Here is a 16,386-nt window from a genome sequence, read left to right on the forward strand (position 1 = left end):
CAATTCATCGCCCGATGGGCTTGAACAAGCCATGAAAAAGGGGCCCGTTGGGCCCCTGCGATTGAATGGAGTGAATGCGCGATTGCGGCCTCAGACCGCTCTGGCTTCGCCGTTGGCCGTCTCGCCCTGCTCCTTGAGGAAGGTCCACAGCGCAGCGGCTCCGCCTTGAGGCGCATCGCCTGCGGGCTTTTCCCGGTAAGCGCGTACTTCCATGTCCATCTGAAAGCCTTTCATGCCAGCCGGTACGGCACTGACCAGACGACCGCTTTCCAGCTCGCCGCGCACGGCGCTGTAAGGCAGAAAAGCCACACCATGACCTTCAAGCGCCATGGCCTTGAGGCCTTCCGCCATATCGGTTTCGTAGACACGCTCCAGGTGCACGGCCTCGGAAGCTTCTTTGAGAATCAGCTCTGTCACGCGGCCCAGATAAGCGCCGGCGGCATAGCCGAGATAGGGCAGCGGCTGACCCTGGCGACCCGGCAGGACGAAAATCGGCTTGCCGCTCGCATCGGGCTTGGAGTACGGGGCCAGCACTTCATGCCCCAAGCTCACCATCTCGTAGCGCGCCGGGTCCAGCTGAAATGGCTGGGATGAGTGGTAGTAGGCAATCAGCAGATCGCACCCCCCCTCGACCAGGCGCATCACGGCATCGTGCACATTGAGCGCAAACAGCCGGCTGCGGAACGGGCCGAACTTTTCATGCACGGCCGAGACCCAGTTGGGGAAAAAAGTGAACGCCAACGTATGCGGCACGGCAAAGCCCACCATGCCTTTGCCCGCGCTCACATGGGCGCGCAGCATGGTACGGGTGCTTTGCAGCGACTGCAGCATCTCCAGCGCCTGCTCGTACATGGTCTTGCCCGCAGGCGTGAGACGTGTGGGGTAGGAGCTTCGATCGACCAGATCTGTGCCCGCCCAGGCTTCCAGTGCCTGGATACGGCGCGAAAAAGCGGGCTGCGTCACATGGCGCAATTGAGCCGAGCGGCTGAAACTGCGCGTTTCAGCCAGACTGACGAAATCTTCAAGCCATTTGGTTTCCATAAGCCCCATTATCCGCTGCCCTGCACCAGGGTAGTGCAGCAAGCTGTCTGAACCACCGCTAGCTAGGGAAATGCCTGTCACCAGAAGTTAGCTATGTGACATAGATACCTTGATAATGTTTGTAGGCCTCCACCCGATGCCTCAAGCTCCATGCCTCTCGGTGCACAACGCCGCGGCGGCAGAGGGACAGCATAAGGACGCATCACTTCAAGAGCGCACGCAGATCGCGTGCTTCCTGCAAGCGCGCCTCGACCCATGTGTGTTTTTCTGACTTCCCGCGTTCATGCCCTCCACACCTCCCGAGACCGATGGCGGTGCACCTAGCTCTGGTGCACGCCCGGACGAACCCCGTTCTTTGCGCATTGAAGACTGGCTCACCGTGATCATCATGGCGGCACTCGCCCTGATCACTTTTGCCAACGTTCTGGTGCGCTATTTCACCAATTCCTCGTTCGCCTGGACGGAAGAAATTTCCGTTTTTCTGATGATCTTGCTGGCTCTGGTGGCGGGTTCTGCCGCCGTGGCCCGCGACCAGCATATCCGCATCGAATTTTTCTCCGACAGCGGCTCGCTCGCCCGCCGCAAAGCGCTGGCGCGCTTTGGCTCGGCCATGGTGGCGCTGCTGTTTGCACTGATCGCCGTGCTCAGCGTGCGCGTGGTCTGGGATGACTTCCGATTTGAAGAAACCTCGCCCGGCATTGGTCTGCCGCAATGGTGGTATTCCATCTGGCTGCCCATAGTCTCCACGCTGGTGACCTTGCGCGCCATCGGCCTGTTCATACGCCAGGGCAAGCCCGGAGCCTTTACCGAAGAGCCCGTGGAAAAAGATCACAGCAAGGAGATCGCATGATTGCTACCTTGCTGTTTGTCGCCTTTCTGGGCCTGATGTTCATCGGCGTGCCGATTGGCGCCGCGCTGGGCCTGGCCGGTGCCACCGCCATCGCCTTGGCCAATGCCGATACGCAATGGTTTGGCCTGCTGGCCGTGCCGCAGAATTTCTACGCCGGCCTGGGTAAATATCCGCTGCTGGCCATTCCCATGTTTGTGCTGGTGGGCTCGATTTTCGACCGTTCCGGCGTGGCCCTGCGTCTGGTCAATTTTGCGGTGGCCATCGTCGGTCGCGGCCCCGGTATGCTGCCGCTGGTGGCGATTGCCGTGGCCATGTTTCTGGGCGGAATTTCTGGCTCCGGTCCCGCCAATGCGGCGGCTGTGGGCGGCGTGATGATTGCGGCCATGAGCCGCGCCGGCTACCCCAGAAGCTTCTCGGCCAGCGTGGTCGGAGCAGCTGCTGCCACCGACATCCTGATTCCGCCTTCCGTGGCCTTCATCATCTATTCCGTGCTGGTGCCCGGCGCCTCGGTGCCCGCGCTGTTCGCGGCGGGCATGATTCCGGGCCTGCTGGCCGGTATCGCCCTGATCGTGCCCGCCGTGTGGATGGCCCGCAAGCACAAGATGGGCGCACTCGAAGCCTCCATGCCTCGCCCACCGTTCTGGAAAAGTCTGCGCGAAGCGGCCTGGGGCCTGGCCGCCCCAGTGCTGATTCTGGGCGGCATGCGCATGGGCTGGTTCACCCCCACCGAAGCCGCCGTGGTGGCCGTTTTCTACGGCCTTTTCGTGGGCATGGTGATCCACCGCACGATTGGCGTGCGTGACCTCTACACCATCCTGCGCGAAGCGGGCGAGCTGTCGGCCGTGATCTTGCTGGTGGTCTCGCTGGCCGGCATCTTTGCCTTCTCGCTGTCCACGCTGGGCGTGATCGATCCGGTGGCCAATGCCATCGTCAACTCCGGTCTGGGCGAGTACGGCGTGCTGGGCCTGCTGATACTGCTGCTGATCACCGTGGGCATGTTCCTCGACGGCATTTCCATCTTCCTGATCTTTGTGCCCCTGCTGCTGCCCATCATGAACCACTACCAGTGGGATCCCGTCTGGTTTGGCGTCATCCTCACGCTCAAGGTGGCACTGGGTCAGTTCACGCCGCCGCTGGCCGTGAACCTGATGGTCAGCTGCCGCATCGCCGGCGTGCGCATGGAATCGACCGTGCGCTGGGTGGGCTGGATGCTGTTGGCCATGTTCCTGGTGATGCTGCTGGTGATTGCCTTCCCGCAACTGGCCCTGTGGCTGCCGGCAAAACTGGGCTATTGATTCGCGATTCGATTTTTTCAGTTCTATAAGGGAGACAAATCAATGAAACTGCGTACATTCCTGACCACCGCCGTGGCGGCCGCTGCGGCCCTCGCCTTTGCTTCGCCCATGGCCATGGCTGAGACCAAGTACAAGAGCGAGTACCGCATGTCCCTGGTGCTGGGCACGGCCTTCCCCTGGGGCAAGGGTGGCGAACTGTGGGCCAACAAAGTGCGCGAACGTACCCAGGGCCGCATCAACATCAAGCTCTACCCCGGCACCTCGCTGGTGCAGGGTGACCAGACACGCGAGTTCTCGGCTCTGCGCCAGGGCGTGATCGACATGGCCGTGGGCTCGACCATCAACTGGTCGCCCCAGGTCAAGTCGTTGAACCTGTTCTCCATGCCCTTCCTCTTCCCCAACTTCAAGGCAGTGGATGCCGTGACCCAAGGTGAAGTGGGCCAGGAAATCTTCAAGACCCTGGAAAAAGGCGGCGTCGTGCCCCTGGCCTGGGGTGAGAACGGCTACCGCGAAATCTCCAACTCCAAGCACGCCATCAAGACACCGGCCGATCTCAAAGGCATGAAGATCCGCGTCGTGGGCTCGCCCCTGTTCCTGGATACCTTCACCGCCCTGGGCGCCAACCCCACGCAGATGAGCTGGGCCGATGCCCAGCCCGCCATGGCCAGCAGCGCCGTGGACGGCCAGGAGAACCCCATCGGCGTGTACATGGCCGCCAAGCTGCAAACCGTGGGCCAGAAGCACCTGACCATGTGGGGCTACATGAACGACCCGCTGATCTTTGTGGTGAACAAGGAAGTGTGGAGCAGCTGGACGCCTGCCGACCAGGCCATCGTCAAGCAAGCCGCGCTGGATGCCGCCAAGGAAGAAATCGCCATTGCCCGCAAGGGACTGGTGGAAGCCGACAAGCCTTTGATCAAGGAACTCACCAGCCTGGGCGTGACCGTCACCACGCCGACGGCGGCCGAGCGCGAAGCCTTTGTGAAGGCCACCCGCCCCGTGTACGACAAGTGGAAGAGCCAGGTCGGCGCGCCTCTGGTGGACAAGGCTGAAAAAGCCATTGCCGCCAGCCAGAAGTAATCTGAGCCGCCCATGAAAAATCCCCGCCGGAGCAATCCGTGCGGGGATTTTTTATTGCTATCGCTAGCAGAGCATGTAGCGTTTGTTCTGTCTTGATTTCAAATTGAATCCATCCTGAAATCAACTCATATCAAGCGCATAAAGCTTTCAAATCAATAGCAGATCAAATGGGCGACACCAGTGGCTGGCCATCGAGATGACAGCGCATATTGGCGATGAAACGGTCCACCGAGTTCTGCACCGCTTCGGGCGACCAACCGGCCACATGGGGCGTCAGCACCACGGCGTCCAGCTCCAGCAGCTCCTGGGGCGGCAGCGGCTCGCTTTCATACACATCCAGCCCTGCACCGGCCACACGACCGCTTCGCACCGCCTCGGCCAGGGCCTGGGTATCGACCACCGAACCGCGCGCGATATTGACCAGAAAGCCCTTTTCGCCCAGCGCCTCAAGCACCTCGGTGTTGATCAGGTGCGAGGTGCCGGCACCGCCAGGTGTGGCCACCAGCAGCACATCGGCCCAGGCGGCCAGCGCCAGCAGGCTATCGAAGTACTGGTGGCTCACGCCTTCGCGCGGTTTGCGGTTGTGATAGCCCACAGGCATATCGAAGGCCGCAGCACGCTTGGCGATCTTGGCCCCAATCGTGCCCAGGCCCACAATGCCCAGACGCTTGCCTGACACATTGGGCGGCAGCGGCAAGGCCGAACGCCAGGTGCCGGCGCGCGTGGCCTTGTCATAACGAACAATGCCGCGCACGGCCGCAATCATCAAGCCCATGGCGTGATCGGCCACACACTCGTCATTCGTGCCTGCGCCGTTGCCCACCGCAATACCATGCGCCTTGGCATAAGCCACGTCGATGTTCTCGTAACCCGCGCCCATGGCACAGACCAGCGAGAGCTTGGGCATGCGCTGCATTTGGGCCGCCGACAGGCCCGTGGAGCCAATCGTGCACACGCACTGCACGCGCGCGCCATGCGCCGCTATGGCGGCTTCGCACTGATCGGCCTCGGGGGCATAGATCACTTCAAAGTCGGGAAAGGTCTGCGCCATCTGTTGCAGATGGGTGGGAACCTGGAGATTCAGAACAAGCAGGGCAGGCTTCATGGCTCAAAGGGCCGGCCTGGTACACAGGACCGCGCCATCACAAAAAAGCCATTGTCTGCCCTGGCTGATCAGGCCGCTGCGACCGCCAGCAATGGGCTTACACGTCCGCCGCTTCGCCCGAATTCTGCAGATTCCACATGCTGGCATAGCGCCCGCCCTCGGCCAGCAGTTCCTCGTGCGTGCCGCGCTCAATGATGCGGCCGCTGTCCATGACCAGGATCTCGTGGGCATCGACCACGGTGGAGAGGCGGTGGGCAATCACCAGCGAGGTCTTGCCGTGGGCGGCAGAGCGCAATTCATTCTGGATGGCGCGCTCGTTGGCGCTATCGAGAGCCGAGGTGGCCTCGTCAAAGATCAGGATCGGCGGGTTCTTGAGCAAGGTGCGGGCAATGGCCACGCGCTGCTTTTCCCCGCCCGAGAGTTTGAGGCCGCGCTCGCCCACGCGGGTGGCATAGCCTTGCGGCGTGCTGTGAATGAAGTCATGAATCCGCGCCGCCTTGGCAGCGGCCACCACCTGCGCATGCGAGGCGCCGGGCTGGCCGTAGGCGATGTTGTATTCCACCGTGTCGTTGAAGAGCACCGTGTCTTGCGGCACGATGCCTACGGCGCCGCGCACACTGGTCTGCGTCACCTCGCGGATGTTCTGGCCGGCAATCCGTATCTGACCGGACTGCACGTCATAGAAGCGAAACAGCAGGCGCGCCAGCGTGCTCTTGCCGGAACCCGAAGGACCGACCACGGCCACCGTCTTGCCGGCGGGAATGGTAAAGCTCACGTCGTGCAGGATGGGCCGCGCCGGGTCGTAGGCAAACTGCACGCTCTCAAAGCGCACTTCCGGAGGCGGGTTGCTGATCTGCAGCGGCAGCGCGCCCGGCTGGTCGGCCACCTCGCGCTCCTTGTCCATGAGCAAAAACATGCGGTCGAGATCGGTCAGGCTTTGCTTGATTTCGCGGTAGATCACGCCCAGAAAATTGAGCGGAATATAGAGCTGGATCATGAAGGCGTTGATCATGACCAGATCGCCCAACGTCAGCCGCCCATCGACCACGCCTTGCGTGGCGCGCCACAAAATTGCCACCAGCGCCGAGCCGATGATGAGCTGCTGACCGCAGTTGAGCATGCTCAGCGTGGTCTGGCTTTTGAGACGCACGCGGCGCAGCTTTTCCAGGTTTTCGTCGTAGCGTTCGGCCTCGAATTTTTCGTTGTTGAAGTACTTGACGGTCTCGTAGTTCAGCAGCGAATCAATGGCCTTGGTATGGGCGGCAGACTCCTGCGCATTGGCCTCCTTGCGAAAGCGCGTGCGCCACTCGGTCACCGTGACCGTGAAGAAGATGTAGAACACCAGTGCCGACAAGGTGATGACGGCAAACCACACATCAAAGCGCAGGGCCAGAATGCCCAGCACCAGGCCCATCTCGATCAGCGTGGGCAGGATGGAAAACAGCGAGTACGAAATCAGTGACTCGGTGCTGCGCACGCCCCGCTCAATGTCGCGAGTCATGCCGCCGGTCTGGCGTTCCAGATGGAAACGCAGCGACAGAGCATGCAGATGCTCGAAGGTGGACAGCGCAATCGCACGCGATGCGCCTTGCGTGGCCTTGGCAAAGACCAGATCGCGCAGCTCGGTGAACATGGTGCTGGAAAAGCGCAGCAAGCCATAGCCCACCAGCAGGCCCACGGGCACCACCAACAAGGCCTGGGCCTGGCCGGGCTTGATGTCCAGCGCATCGACCAGATGCTTGAGCAGCACCGGCACGCCCACATTGGCCAGCTTGGCGCCAATCATGAAGAGCAGCGCGGCGATTACGCGCCATTTGTACTGCCACAGATAAGGCAACAGACGCCCGATTGCATTCCAGTCTTTGGATTTTTCAGTTTGTGCAGCAGATGCTGCCATGGAATCTAAGGGTAAATCCTTAGAGCTACCGCTGTCACGACGCATAGAGGACAATTCAAGGAGTTTTGTTTTCCCCCGATTGTGCACATGCCGCCACGTCCAGACCTCCCCTCCCAACCTTTGCCCGAAGATAAGGAACTGGTACTCAAAGTCGTGCCCATGCCCGCAGATGTCAACGCCAATGGCGATATCTTCGGCGGCTGGGTCATGGCCCAGGTGGACCTGGCGGGCTCAGTTTTGCCTCAGCGTATCAGCCACACCCGCATGGTGACGGTGGCGGTCAACGAATTCATCTTCAAACAGCCGGTGCGCGTGGGCGACATCCTGTCCTTTTATGCCGGCGTGCAGCACGTGGGCCGCACCTCGGTGACGGTGAACGTGGAAGTGTTTGCCGAACGCTTCTCGGACCAGGGCCACTATGTGAAGGTCACCGAAGCCCGCCTGACCTATGTGGCCATCGATGCCACGGGCAAGCCCCAGGCCCTGCCCGACACGCCCCAGACCCGCGCCTGGCGCGAAAAGCTGGACAAGCAAAGCGCCGCCGCCAAAAAGGATTGAGCACGCCTGCCTTGGGCATCAGCTGCAATCACCCGCGTTAGCCGGTGCCCCATGAAAAAAGCGACCTAGACAGGTCGCTTTTTTGTTGGCTGGCAGCAGTGCGCTCAGGCGGCAGATACGGCTTGTGCCACGCTCTCCACTGCCACGGGCTTGGCAGAGAACAGGGGTGCGGTTTTGCCGCTGATGCCGGCTTCGATCTGGCCGGACAGCTGACCACCCTCCTCGATCACCACCTTGCCATAGCGAATCTTGCCGCTGACCTTGCCAGTGCCAAAAATCACCAGCTTCTCGCGCACGGTCAGCGTGCCGTTGAACTCGCCACGAATCTCGGCAATATCAATCTCGGCCGTGCCGTGAAAAGCGCCCTGCTCGGCAATGCGGATGACGCGCGAATTCATCGTCGCCTCCACCGTGCCTTCGACCACCAGAGTGTCGCAGTCGGTGATTTCCACGCCCTTGAGCTTGATATTAGGGCCTACCGTGAGCTTGCTGCCGCCCGTATCGGGGGCTGCGAAATCAGGCACCGAGACCGGGGCCGCCACGGGCACAGAAGTGCTGCGGGCATTGGAGGCGAGATTGTTCACCCCTGCAGGGCCGGCTCCGGCCAAGCTGCTGCCGGAGGGAGTCAAGCCCGGTGTGGTGCTGCGGGGAGGGAAAGTGTCGGTATCGCGCTTGCCAAAAAACGGGTTCTGCACAGCCATGCCTGAATCTCCTTGTCAGAAAAACCGTATCCTAGGCATGACAAGTGGCTACAACTGCCGTTATCTCGCAATATCGGTAACCAAACCATTCACTTGTAGCATGTACTTGCAAGCATTGCCTGATCTCACCAAATGAAGGATTTGGCTGCATCCTGACAGCGCCAAGCCGCAACGCTTTCAGATTGATAGCTGGCTGCGTTTGCACTGCTTTAAAAATTCAATCAGTCTTTATCGAAATCATTGATCTGGATGCGCTTGCAACTCTCGTTTCAGGAGACGATATAGGCCGCAGACCCCGCGGATAGCAGCTCGCCGGCCTCGGACAGAAACTCCATGCGCGTATTGGCCACGCGCGAGCCCAGGCGCAGCACCTCGGCACGCAGCAAAAACGCCTTTCCGATGCCGGGCCGCATATAGTCCACGCGCAAATCAATCGTGCCCAGGCGCGAGAAACGCTGCAGACGCTGCTGGGGCGTGTCCTCCATATGCCGCGCCGCAATGGCGGCCATCACCGCCAGGCCGCCCATGGAATCCAGCCCCGCGCTGATGACGCCGCCATGAATGCGCTCATATGCCGCATGACCGATGAGATCGGGCCGCATGGCGATATGACCTTGCACCAGCGTGGGCGTGATGTCGGCAATCTTCAGGCCAATGGTCTGATTGAAGGCCACGCGCAGTTCGAAAATCTCGCGCAAACCGGCGACAAATTCAGGCTCGAACTGAACGGCCGCTGCCTGGGCCTCTTTGCGATGCATCGTGGGCTTGGATGTCATGAAGAAACCGCTGGTTGGATGAACCGCCAGCAACTGGCGGCTTGGTATCGCACAGGTTGAAGTCAGGGTGGCGTTTGTGTGAAAAACGGCCACCCTCATTGCGTTCGCTGCGCTTGCGCGGAGACTGACTTCAGCAGTTGCTGAAGTCTGGATGGCGTTTTTGGTGAAAACTCTGCCACCCTCACTGCGTTCGCTCCGCTTGCGCGAAGACTGACTTCAGCAGTTGCTGAAGTCAGGGTGGCGTTTTTCCATGAAGGCGGTCAAAGCTTCCTTAGCTGCAGGCTCGCGCAGCATGCGGGCAAAGCTGGCACCTTCTTCCACAATGCGCTCGCTCACCGCCTTGGCCTGGCCGCCCTTGAGCAGGCGCTTGGTCTCGATCAGCGAAGACAGGGGCTTGCGCGCCAGCTTCTTGGCCTGGGCCTGGGCTACTCCGTTGCACTCATTGGGCGGCACGACGCGGTTGACCAGACCCACTTCCAGCGCCGCTTCGGCCAGGAAGGGCTCGCCCAGCAGCAAGGCTTCGGCTGCGCGGTGATAGCCCAGCATCTGGGGCAACAGCAGGCTGGAGGCAGCTTCGGGGCACACGCCCAGGTTGATGAAAGGCAGAGAGAAAGCCGCGTTGTCACCGGCATAGACCAGATCGCAATGCAGCAGCAGCGTGGTGCCGATACCCACGGCCGGGCCGCACACGGCAGCGATCAGCGGCTTGGGAAAGGCCGACACTTCCTGCAGAAAACGCCACACCGGAGCCTCGGCCCCCATGGCGCCGGGGTTGGAGGCCTGCTTCAGAAAGTCGCCGATGTCGTTGCCGGCGCTGAAGATGGCGATATCGCCCTGGAACACCACCACGCGCACGGCCGCATCGGCCTTGGCTGCCACCAGTGCCTCGGCCATGCCGCTGTACATGGCTTCGGTAAAGGAGTTCTTCTTGTCCACGCGGTTGAAGGTGATGGTGCACACACCCTCTTCGGTATGCACGAGTAGGTCTTGCTTGGTATCGCTCATAAGTTTTTTCGGTAATGGGGGTGATTGGGAATCAAGAAGGCAGCCGCAGTCTTGCGGCTCACTCCTTGTAATAGACGATCTGATGGCTGCTGGCCAGCATCACGCCGGCTTCGCTCCACAGCTGGGCCGCCTGGTCAAAAAAGCCGTTGCGAAACTCCTGGCCGCGCGCCTGCGCCAGCAGCAGGCCTTCGCCCGCTGCGGCCAGCTCCTCACGGCCGGCATGAAAGTACACCGTGATGGACACCGTGCCCGCAGGCACGCGCGCCGCGCGGCGCAGCCATACCCGCGGAAAGAACACATCGGAGACGGCGGCCAGCGATGCGAAATCCAGCGGGCGCGGTGGATTGTCGCGCACCCACAGCCGCGTCAGGCTGTCGCGCTCGGCACCGTCTTCCTTCATGGGCAGCATGCCGTCCACAAAACGCATCTCGTAGCGGTTGAGCCATTCCACCGCACCGACCAGCGCGGGCACGCGCTCAGCCTCGGCCGGGGCCTTGACCACGGGCATGGGCGCATCGCTTGCGCTCCAGGTCTGGCGGCGCAGGGCCGTCATGGCGGTGGCCGTGGTCACCACCTGCATCACCCCATCTTCTGCGGCCTGCTTGACGGTCAGCAACCAGTGCTGGGTCGAACGATTGGTACGCACCGGGTTGGCATCGATCTCGAAACGCCCCGCTCCCATGGCCGCAGCGAAGTTGACGGTGATGGACACCGGATCGCCCAGGCACTGCGGGTGCTGCAGCATAGCCTGCACCAGCGCCGCCGCCGTGATGCCGCCATACGGCCCCACCATATTCCAGTAGTCCCGCGAAGACTGTCCCTGATACTGGCCGGGCACGCCGGTGGGAACCAGCGCAATGGCGCTATCGAATGGATGTGTGTTCGTGCTCATAAGCTTTCAGTGTTGCCCAAGGGCGGTAATGAATTGCGTCAAGCAGGTGACTCAAACAGCCCAAACAAGGGTTTGCCTGGACTGCGATCCGACTGCCGCCATTGCTCGAGCAGAGGCAGCAAAGGCCGCCACAGTAGCTCACTCATTTCGGCTCGGAAATACCCCATATGGCCTATGCGGCCTGTGGGGGAAAGACGGGCCGGCACACGCTCCAACTGGCTGGGGGCGTTGCTATACCAGCCCACCAGGGATTGCGTGCTGGCCAGAGACATCATCTCGTCATCTTCGAACGAGAGGGCATGCAGCGGATAGCGGGCCGCCGCATAGGCATCCGCAGCCCATTCGCCCTCCACGCCTATGGCGTAGTCAGGGTGCAGACACCAGCGCCGCCACTGCCACAGCACACCGGCAGGCAAGTCGCCCACCATGCCCAGCTTGCGGCCCGGAAAGCAACCCAGCAAGGCCGTGAGCACGGGTGCCACACCCCACCAGAAAAGCCGCACCACGCGCCGGGTGGGCGCAGCGTTGTCGCGCCAGTAACCGCTGCCGCTGCCCACGGAGAGCAGACCGTCGATCGGCAAAGGAATCGAGGCCAGGCCCGGCAGCTGCGAGCCCACGCTGTGGCCAATCCAGATCAGCGCCTGATCGGCAAACTGCTGCTTGATCTGGACGGCGATCTGCTGGCAGTCCTGCACCCAGTCCAGCACATCGGCCTTGGCATCGCGCAGCGGGCCTTTGAGCGAGAGGCCTTGGCCCCGATAGTCGAAGGTGGTGACGCCAAAACCCTGCTCGGCCAGCCAGCGCGCAAACGGCTGGTAATAGCTTTGCGGCACGCCCATGGCGGGCGCCACCACAATCTGCGCCAGCGCCGCCGCATGGACGGGCTGGCATTGGCGCAGCACCAGATCGGCCGCATGTGAGGAGACGGGCAAGGCCGTCTCCGTCCATTGCACAGCCTGAGGTACAGACGGCTGCATCAGCGGCTCAAGACTCAGACGCGCTCAAAAATGCCGGCTGCGCCCTGACCCATGCCCACGCACATGGTCACCATGCCGTATTTGAGTTGCTTGCGGCGCAGCGCATGGACCACGGTGGCGGCGCGAATCGCGCCCGTGGCGCCCAGCGGATGGCCGAGGGCAATCGCACCGCCCATGGGGTTGACCTTGGAGGCATCCAGACCCAGCGTGTTGATCACCGCCAGAGACTGGGCCGCAAAGGCTTCGTTGAGTTCGTACCAGTCGATATCCTCTTGCTTGAGGCCCGCATAGCGCAGCGCGGCCGGTATCGCCTCGATGGGACCTATGCCCATGATGGCCGGCGGTACGCCCCGGCTGGCATAGCTGACAAAGCGTGCCAGCGGCGTTAAGCCAAAGCGCTGCACGGCCGCACCGCTGGCCAGAATCAAGGCACCGGCACCATCGCTAGTCTGCGAGCTATTGCCCGCCGTGACCGAGCCGCGCGCGGCAAACACGGTGCGCAGCTTGGCCAGGCCTTCGATGCTGGTATCGGGGCGCGGGCCTTCATCCAGATTGACGCTGCGGGTGCTGACAACGGTCTCGCCGGTGGCGATATTCAGCGTGCGGTCCGTCACCTCGATGGGCGTGATTTCATCGCTGAACTCTCCCGCTTGCTGGGCCGCCATGGCACGGCGGTGCGATTCCAGTGCAAACGCATCCTGCGCTTCGCGCGAGACTTTCCATTGCTGGGCCACTTTCTCGGCCGTCAGCCCCATGCCGTAGGCAATGCCCACATCACCATCGCGCTCGAAGATGCTGGGTGAGAGGCTGGGCGCATTGCCCATCATGGGCACCATGCTCATGCTTTCCACTCCAGCGGCCACCATCACATCGGCCTCGCCCACACGAATGCGGTCGGCGGCCATGGCCACGGCAGAGAGGCCGGAGGCGCAGAAGCGGTTCACCGTGATGCCGCCGATGCTGTTGGGCAGACCCGCGAGCACGGCACCAATGCGCGCCACGTTCAGGCCTTGCTGGGCTTCAGGGATGGCGCAGCCGCAGATGATGTCTTCAATGGCGGCCGGATCCAGGCCCGGCACCTGGGCCAGCGCCGCCTTCAACGTGGTGGCCAGCAGATCGTCGGGCCGGTAGTTGCGGAAATAGCCTTTGTGCGAGCGACCGATGGGCGTGCGCGTGGCGGCAACGATATAGGCGTCTTGTACTTGCTTCATTTTCGAATCTCCTCGCTTCGCCTTAGTTGCGCACCGGCTTGCCGGTGTTGAGCATGCCCAGAATTCGCTCATGCGTTTTCGGATGTGCAATCAGATGGCAGAAGGCCTGGCGCTCCAGCTTCATCAGATAGGCCTCATCCACCAGCGTGCCCGCATCGACGTCACCGCCGCAGACCACGTTGGCAATCAGTCCCGCCACATGCTGGTCGAACTCGCTGATAAAGCCGCCGTCGCGCATATTGACCAGCGAGCCCTTGATGGTGGCAATGCCGCTGCGACCTGCCACCGGGAAGGGACGCTTGAGCGGAGCACGCCAGCCGCCGGCGGCCATGGCCTTGGCCTCGTTGATGGCGACAAACAGCACCTCATCCTTGTGCGGCACCACGATGTCGCTATCAAGCAGATAACCGAGCTTGCGCGATTCGATGGCGCTCATGCCCACCTTGGCCATGGCGGCAGCGGTAAAGCCTTCGGTCAGGAAGGGCAGCAAATCCTTGCCGGTGCTGGTGGCGGCGTTCTCGGCCGCGCGGCGGGCCAGATAGGTGAGGCCGCCGGCACCGGGCACCAGGCCCACACCGACTTCGACCAGGCCCAGATAGCTTTCCATATGGGCCACGCGGCGGGCCGAGTACACGGCCAGCTCGCAGCCGCCGCCCAGCGCCAGCCCGTGAATGGCCGACACCACGGGCACTTGCGCATAGCGCAGGCGCAGCATCAGGTTCTGCAGCTCTTGCTCGATGCTCTCGATGGCATCGGCGCCGCCGATCACAAAGGCCGGCATGGTGGCTTCCAGATCGGCGCCCACGCTGAAAGGCGTGTCGCCCGACCAGATCACCATGGCGTCGAATTCACTCTCGGCCACATCCACGGCTTCCATCAGCGCTTCCATGACTTCGGGGCTGATGGCGTGCATCTTGTTCTTGATGCTGGCGATCAAGACCTTACCGTCCAGCGTCCAGGTGCGCAGCGCCTTGGATTCGGCAATCGTCGTGCCCGCGCTCTGCCAGTCGGGCAGATTGGCCTCGCCCAGCAGTTTTTCAGGAAACAGCTGTCTTTCGTAGACCGGCAGTACGCGGCGCGCTACAAATTTCTTCAGCGCCGGGCTCCAGGAGCCTTCGCCCGTATGCACGCCACCGGCCTGGGCCACCGCTCCTTCGAACACCCACTTCGGCAAAGGCGCCTGGGCCAGCGCCTTGCCGGCATCAATGTCCTCCTGGATCATCTGGGCCACTTCCAGCCAACCAGCCTCCTGCCACAGCTCGAACGGGCCTTGCTTCATGCCAAAGCCCCAGCGCATGGCCTGATCCACGTCGCGGGCGGATTCGGCAATGCTCTCCAGGTGGATGGCCGCGTAGTGAAAGCTGTCGCGCAAGATGGCCCAGAGGAACTGGCCTTCCTTACCTTCGGCATTGCGCAGCAGCTTCAGACGCTCGGCGGCCGGCTTTTTGAGCATGCGGCCATAGACCTCGTCGGCCTTGCCGCCGGCAGGCACATAGTCCTCGCTGTCCAGCTCGAACTGCAGAATGTCGCGGCCCACTTTTTTGAAGAAGCCCGCCTTGGTCTTCTGGCCCAGATTGCCCAGCGCGATCAGCTTGGCCAGCACGGGCGGCGTGCCGAAGTTGCCGTAGAAGGGGTCGAACTGCGCAGCCCCTTTGGTAGCGTCCAGATTCAGGTTGTCCTGCAGCGTCTTGACCACATGGGCCATGGTGTCCAGGCCCACCACATCGGCGGTGCGGAAGGTGCCGCTGGACGCCCGGCCCAGCTTCTTGCCCGTGAGGTCGTCCACCACGTCATAGGAGAGACCAAAGTTCTCGGCCTGCTTGATGGTGGAGAGCATGCCGGCAATGCCGATGCGGTTGGCAATGAAGTTGGGCGTATCGTGCGCGCGCACCACACCCTTGCCCAGGCCCGTCGTCACAAAGGCTTCGAGCTGGTCCAGCACTTCGGCATTGGTGGTGGGCGTGTTGATCAGTTCCACCAGCGGCATGTAGCGCGGCGGGTTGAAGAAGTGGATGCCGCAAAAGCGCGGCTTGATGGCGTCGGGCAGTGCCTCGGACAGCTTGGTGATGGACAGGCCCGAGGTATTGGATGCGAGCAGCGCATGCTTGGCCACAAAGGGCGCGATCTTGTGATACAGATCGAGCTTCCAGTCCATGCGTTCGGCAATCGCTTCGATGATGAGATCGCAGCCCTTCAAGAGCTTCATATGCTCTTCGTAGTTGGCGGGCTGGATCAGATCGGCATCTTCGGCCACACCTATGGGCGAGGGCTTGAGCTTCTTGAGATTGGCGATGGCTTTCTCGGCAATCGCGCTCTTGGGACCTTCCTCGGCTGGCAGGTCAAACAAGATGACGGGCACCTTGACGTTGACCAGATGGGCCGCAATCTGCGCACCCATCACGCCAGCGCCCAGCACGGCGACTTTCTTCACATTGAATCGGGACATGTGTGATGTTCCATTGAGGGCCAGCGCATGAGCGCACACGCGCCTGCGCTGGCTGTTTTGTCTTGAGAATTATTGAACTCTGACCCAAGTCTGGGTGCGCCAGAACGGGCCTATGGAGCCGCGCACTTCCAGCTTTTTGCCATCGTCCACTGGCGTCAGGCGCACGGTGTAGGTCTTGCCGTTTTCGGGGTCGAGAATCTTGCCGCCCTCCCAGACGTCTTTGCCCTCGGCCTTCTTCACGCCGCTGATCAGCGTCATGCCCACCATGGGCTTGTCTTTCAGCTCATCCTTGCACTCGGTGCACAGCTGGTTGGGATCAGCGCCCTTGCGCAGCAGGGCTTCGACCTTGCCGGTGACCACGCCACCAGATTCGCTGATCTTCACCTGCGCCTTGGGCGTGTTCTCTTTCTCGTCCATGCTGCGCCATGTGCCTACGGGCGTCATCTGCGCCCAGGCCGAAGCCGAGGCCAGAGTTGCTACGCAAAACAGAGCTGCTACCGCTTTATTCATATGGATCTCCATGCAAAAAGCATTTGAGTTTCAAGACCAAGG

At 62.0% G+C, this 16,386-nt stretch carries 15 protein-coding genes; 4 read left to right on the top strand and 11 right to left on the bottom strand.

Annotated features, from left to right (window positions below; all coding sequences use genetic code 11):
• Window positions 1-90: 90 nt before the first annotated feature.
• Window positions 91-1,041, bottom strand: a complete 951-nt coding sequence (locus EAO39_RS20610; protein WP_205589454.1) for a LysR family transcriptional regulator — start codon at window positions 1,039-1,041, stop codon at window positions 91-93.
• Window positions 1,042-1,324: 283 nt separating this feature from the next.
• Here EAO39_RS20610 and EAO39_RS20615 point away from each other — a divergent pair, with 283 nt between their 5' ends.
• Genes EAO39_RS20615 through EAO39_RS20625 form a run of 3 tightly spaced genes read left to right on the top strand, consistent with a single transcriptional unit; the run spans window position 1,325 to window position 4,266 of the window.
• Window positions 1,325-1,891 carry a TRAP transporter small permease gene (locus EAO39_RS20615; RefSeq protein ID WP_120971554.1) on the top strand — a complete coding sequence of 189 codons (567 nt, stop codon included), beginning with the start codon at window positions 1,325-1,327 and terminating at the stop codon, window positions 1,889-1,891.
• Window positions 1,888-3,186 (top strand): TRAP transporter large permease, encoded by a 1,299-nt coding sequence (locus EAO39_RS20620; protein ID WP_120971555.1) that lies wholly within the window; start codon window positions 1,888-1,890, stop codon window positions 3,184-3,186. The genes EAO39_RS20615 and EAO39_RS20620 overlap by 4 nt, the downstream gene beginning before the upstream one ends.
• A gap of 42 nt (window positions 3,187-3,228) precedes the next feature.
• The gene (locus EAO39_RS20625) at window positions 3,229-4,266 is read left to right on the top strand and encodes a DctP family TRAP transporter solute-binding subunit (RefSeq protein ID WP_120971556.1); all 1,038 of its coding nucleotides are present in this window, start codon (window positions 3,229-3,231) and stop codon (window positions 4,264-4,266) included.
• Window positions 4,267-4,429: 163 nt separating this feature from the next.
• Here EAO39_RS20625 and EAO39_RS20630 read toward each other — a convergent pair whose 3' ends face one another.
• A complete protein-coding gene (locus tag EAO39_RS20630) occupies window positions 4,430-5,371 on the bottom strand; it encodes a 2-hydroxyacid dehydrogenase (RefSeq protein WP_120971557.1) in 942 nt (313 codons plus the stop codon).
• 97 nt (window positions 5,372-5,468) lie between these two features.
• Entirely contained in the window at window positions 5,469-7,268 is a 1,800-nt protein-coding gene (locus EAO39_RS20635) for an ABC transporter ATP-binding protein/permease (RefSeq protein WP_240467145.1), read from the bottom strand.
• Between the two features lie 87 nt (window positions 7,269-7,355).
• Between EAO39_RS20635 and EAO39_RS20640 the strand changes: the two genes are divergently transcribed.
• Window positions 7,356-7,826, top strand: a complete 471-nt coding sequence (locus tag EAO39_RS20640) for an acyl-CoA thioesterase (RefSeq protein WP_120971559.1) — start codon at window positions 7,356-7,358, stop codon at window positions 7,824-7,826.
• 104 nt (window positions 7,827-7,930) lie between these two features.
• Here EAO39_RS20640 and EAO39_RS20645 read toward each other — a convergent pair whose 3' ends face one another.
• The 8 genes from EAO39_RS20645 to EAO39_RS20680 form a co-directional block, all read right to left on the bottom strand.
• Entirely contained in the window at window positions 7,931-8,527 is a 597-nt protein-coding gene (locus EAO39_RS20645) for a polymer-forming cytoskeletal protein (protein WP_120971560.1), read from the bottom strand.
• A gap of 269 nt (window positions 8,528-8,796) precedes the next feature.
• The gene (locus EAO39_RS20650) at window positions 8,797-9,303 is read right to left on the bottom strand and encodes a thioesterase family protein (RefSeq protein ID WP_240467146.1); all 507 of its coding nucleotides are present in this window, start codon (window positions 9,301-9,303) and stop codon (window positions 8,797-8,799) included.
• 216 nt (window positions 9,304-9,519) lie between these two features.
• Window positions 9,520-10,308: an enoyl-CoA hydratase gene (locus EAO39_RS20655; RefSeq protein WP_120971561.1), complete on the bottom strand. Its 789-nt coding sequence runs from the start codon at window positions 10,306-10,308 to the stop codon at window positions 9,520-9,522.
• Between the two features lie 58 nt (window positions 10,309-10,366).
• Window positions 10,367-11,200, bottom strand: a complete 834-nt coding sequence (locus tag EAO39_RS20660; protein ID WP_120971562.1) for a thioesterase family protein — start codon at window positions 11,198-11,200, stop codon at window positions 10,367-10,369.
• 38 nt (window positions 11,201-11,238) lie between these two features.
• Complete coding sequence (locus tag EAO39_RS20665) at window positions 11,239-12,177, bottom strand: alpha/beta hydrolase (protein ID WP_120971563.1); 939 nt, start codon at window positions 12,175-12,177, stop codon at window positions 11,239-11,241.
• A 14-nt stretch (window positions 12,178-12,191) separates the two neighbouring features.
• Window positions 12,192-13,388, bottom strand: coding sequence for an acetyl-CoA C-acyltransferase (locus EAO39_RS20670; RefSeq protein WP_120971564.1), 1,197 nt, complete (start codon window positions 13,386-13,388; stop codon window positions 12,192-12,194).
• 22 nt (window positions 13,389-13,410) lie between these two features.
• The gene (locus tag EAO39_RS20675; RefSeq protein WP_120971565.1) at window positions 13,411-15,834 is read right to left on the bottom strand and encodes a 3-hydroxyacyl-CoA dehydrogenase/enoyl-CoA hydratase family protein; all 2,424 of its coding nucleotides are present in this window, start codon (window positions 15,832-15,834) and stop codon (window positions 13,411-13,413) included.
• A gap of 69 nt (window positions 15,835-15,903) precedes the next feature.
• On the bottom strand, window positions 15,904-16,350 hold the full coding sequence (locus EAO39_RS20680; RefSeq protein ID WP_120971905.1) for a DUF2147 domain-containing protein: 447 nt from the start codon (window positions 16,348-16,350) through the stop codon (window positions 15,904-15,906).
• Between the last annotated feature and the right edge of the window lie 36 nt (window positions 16,351-16,386).

This window comes from Comamonas sp. lk, assembly GCF_900564145.1.
Classification (GTDB): domain Bacteria; phylum Pseudomonadota; class Gammaproteobacteria; order Burkholderiales; family Burkholderiaceae_C; genus Comamonas.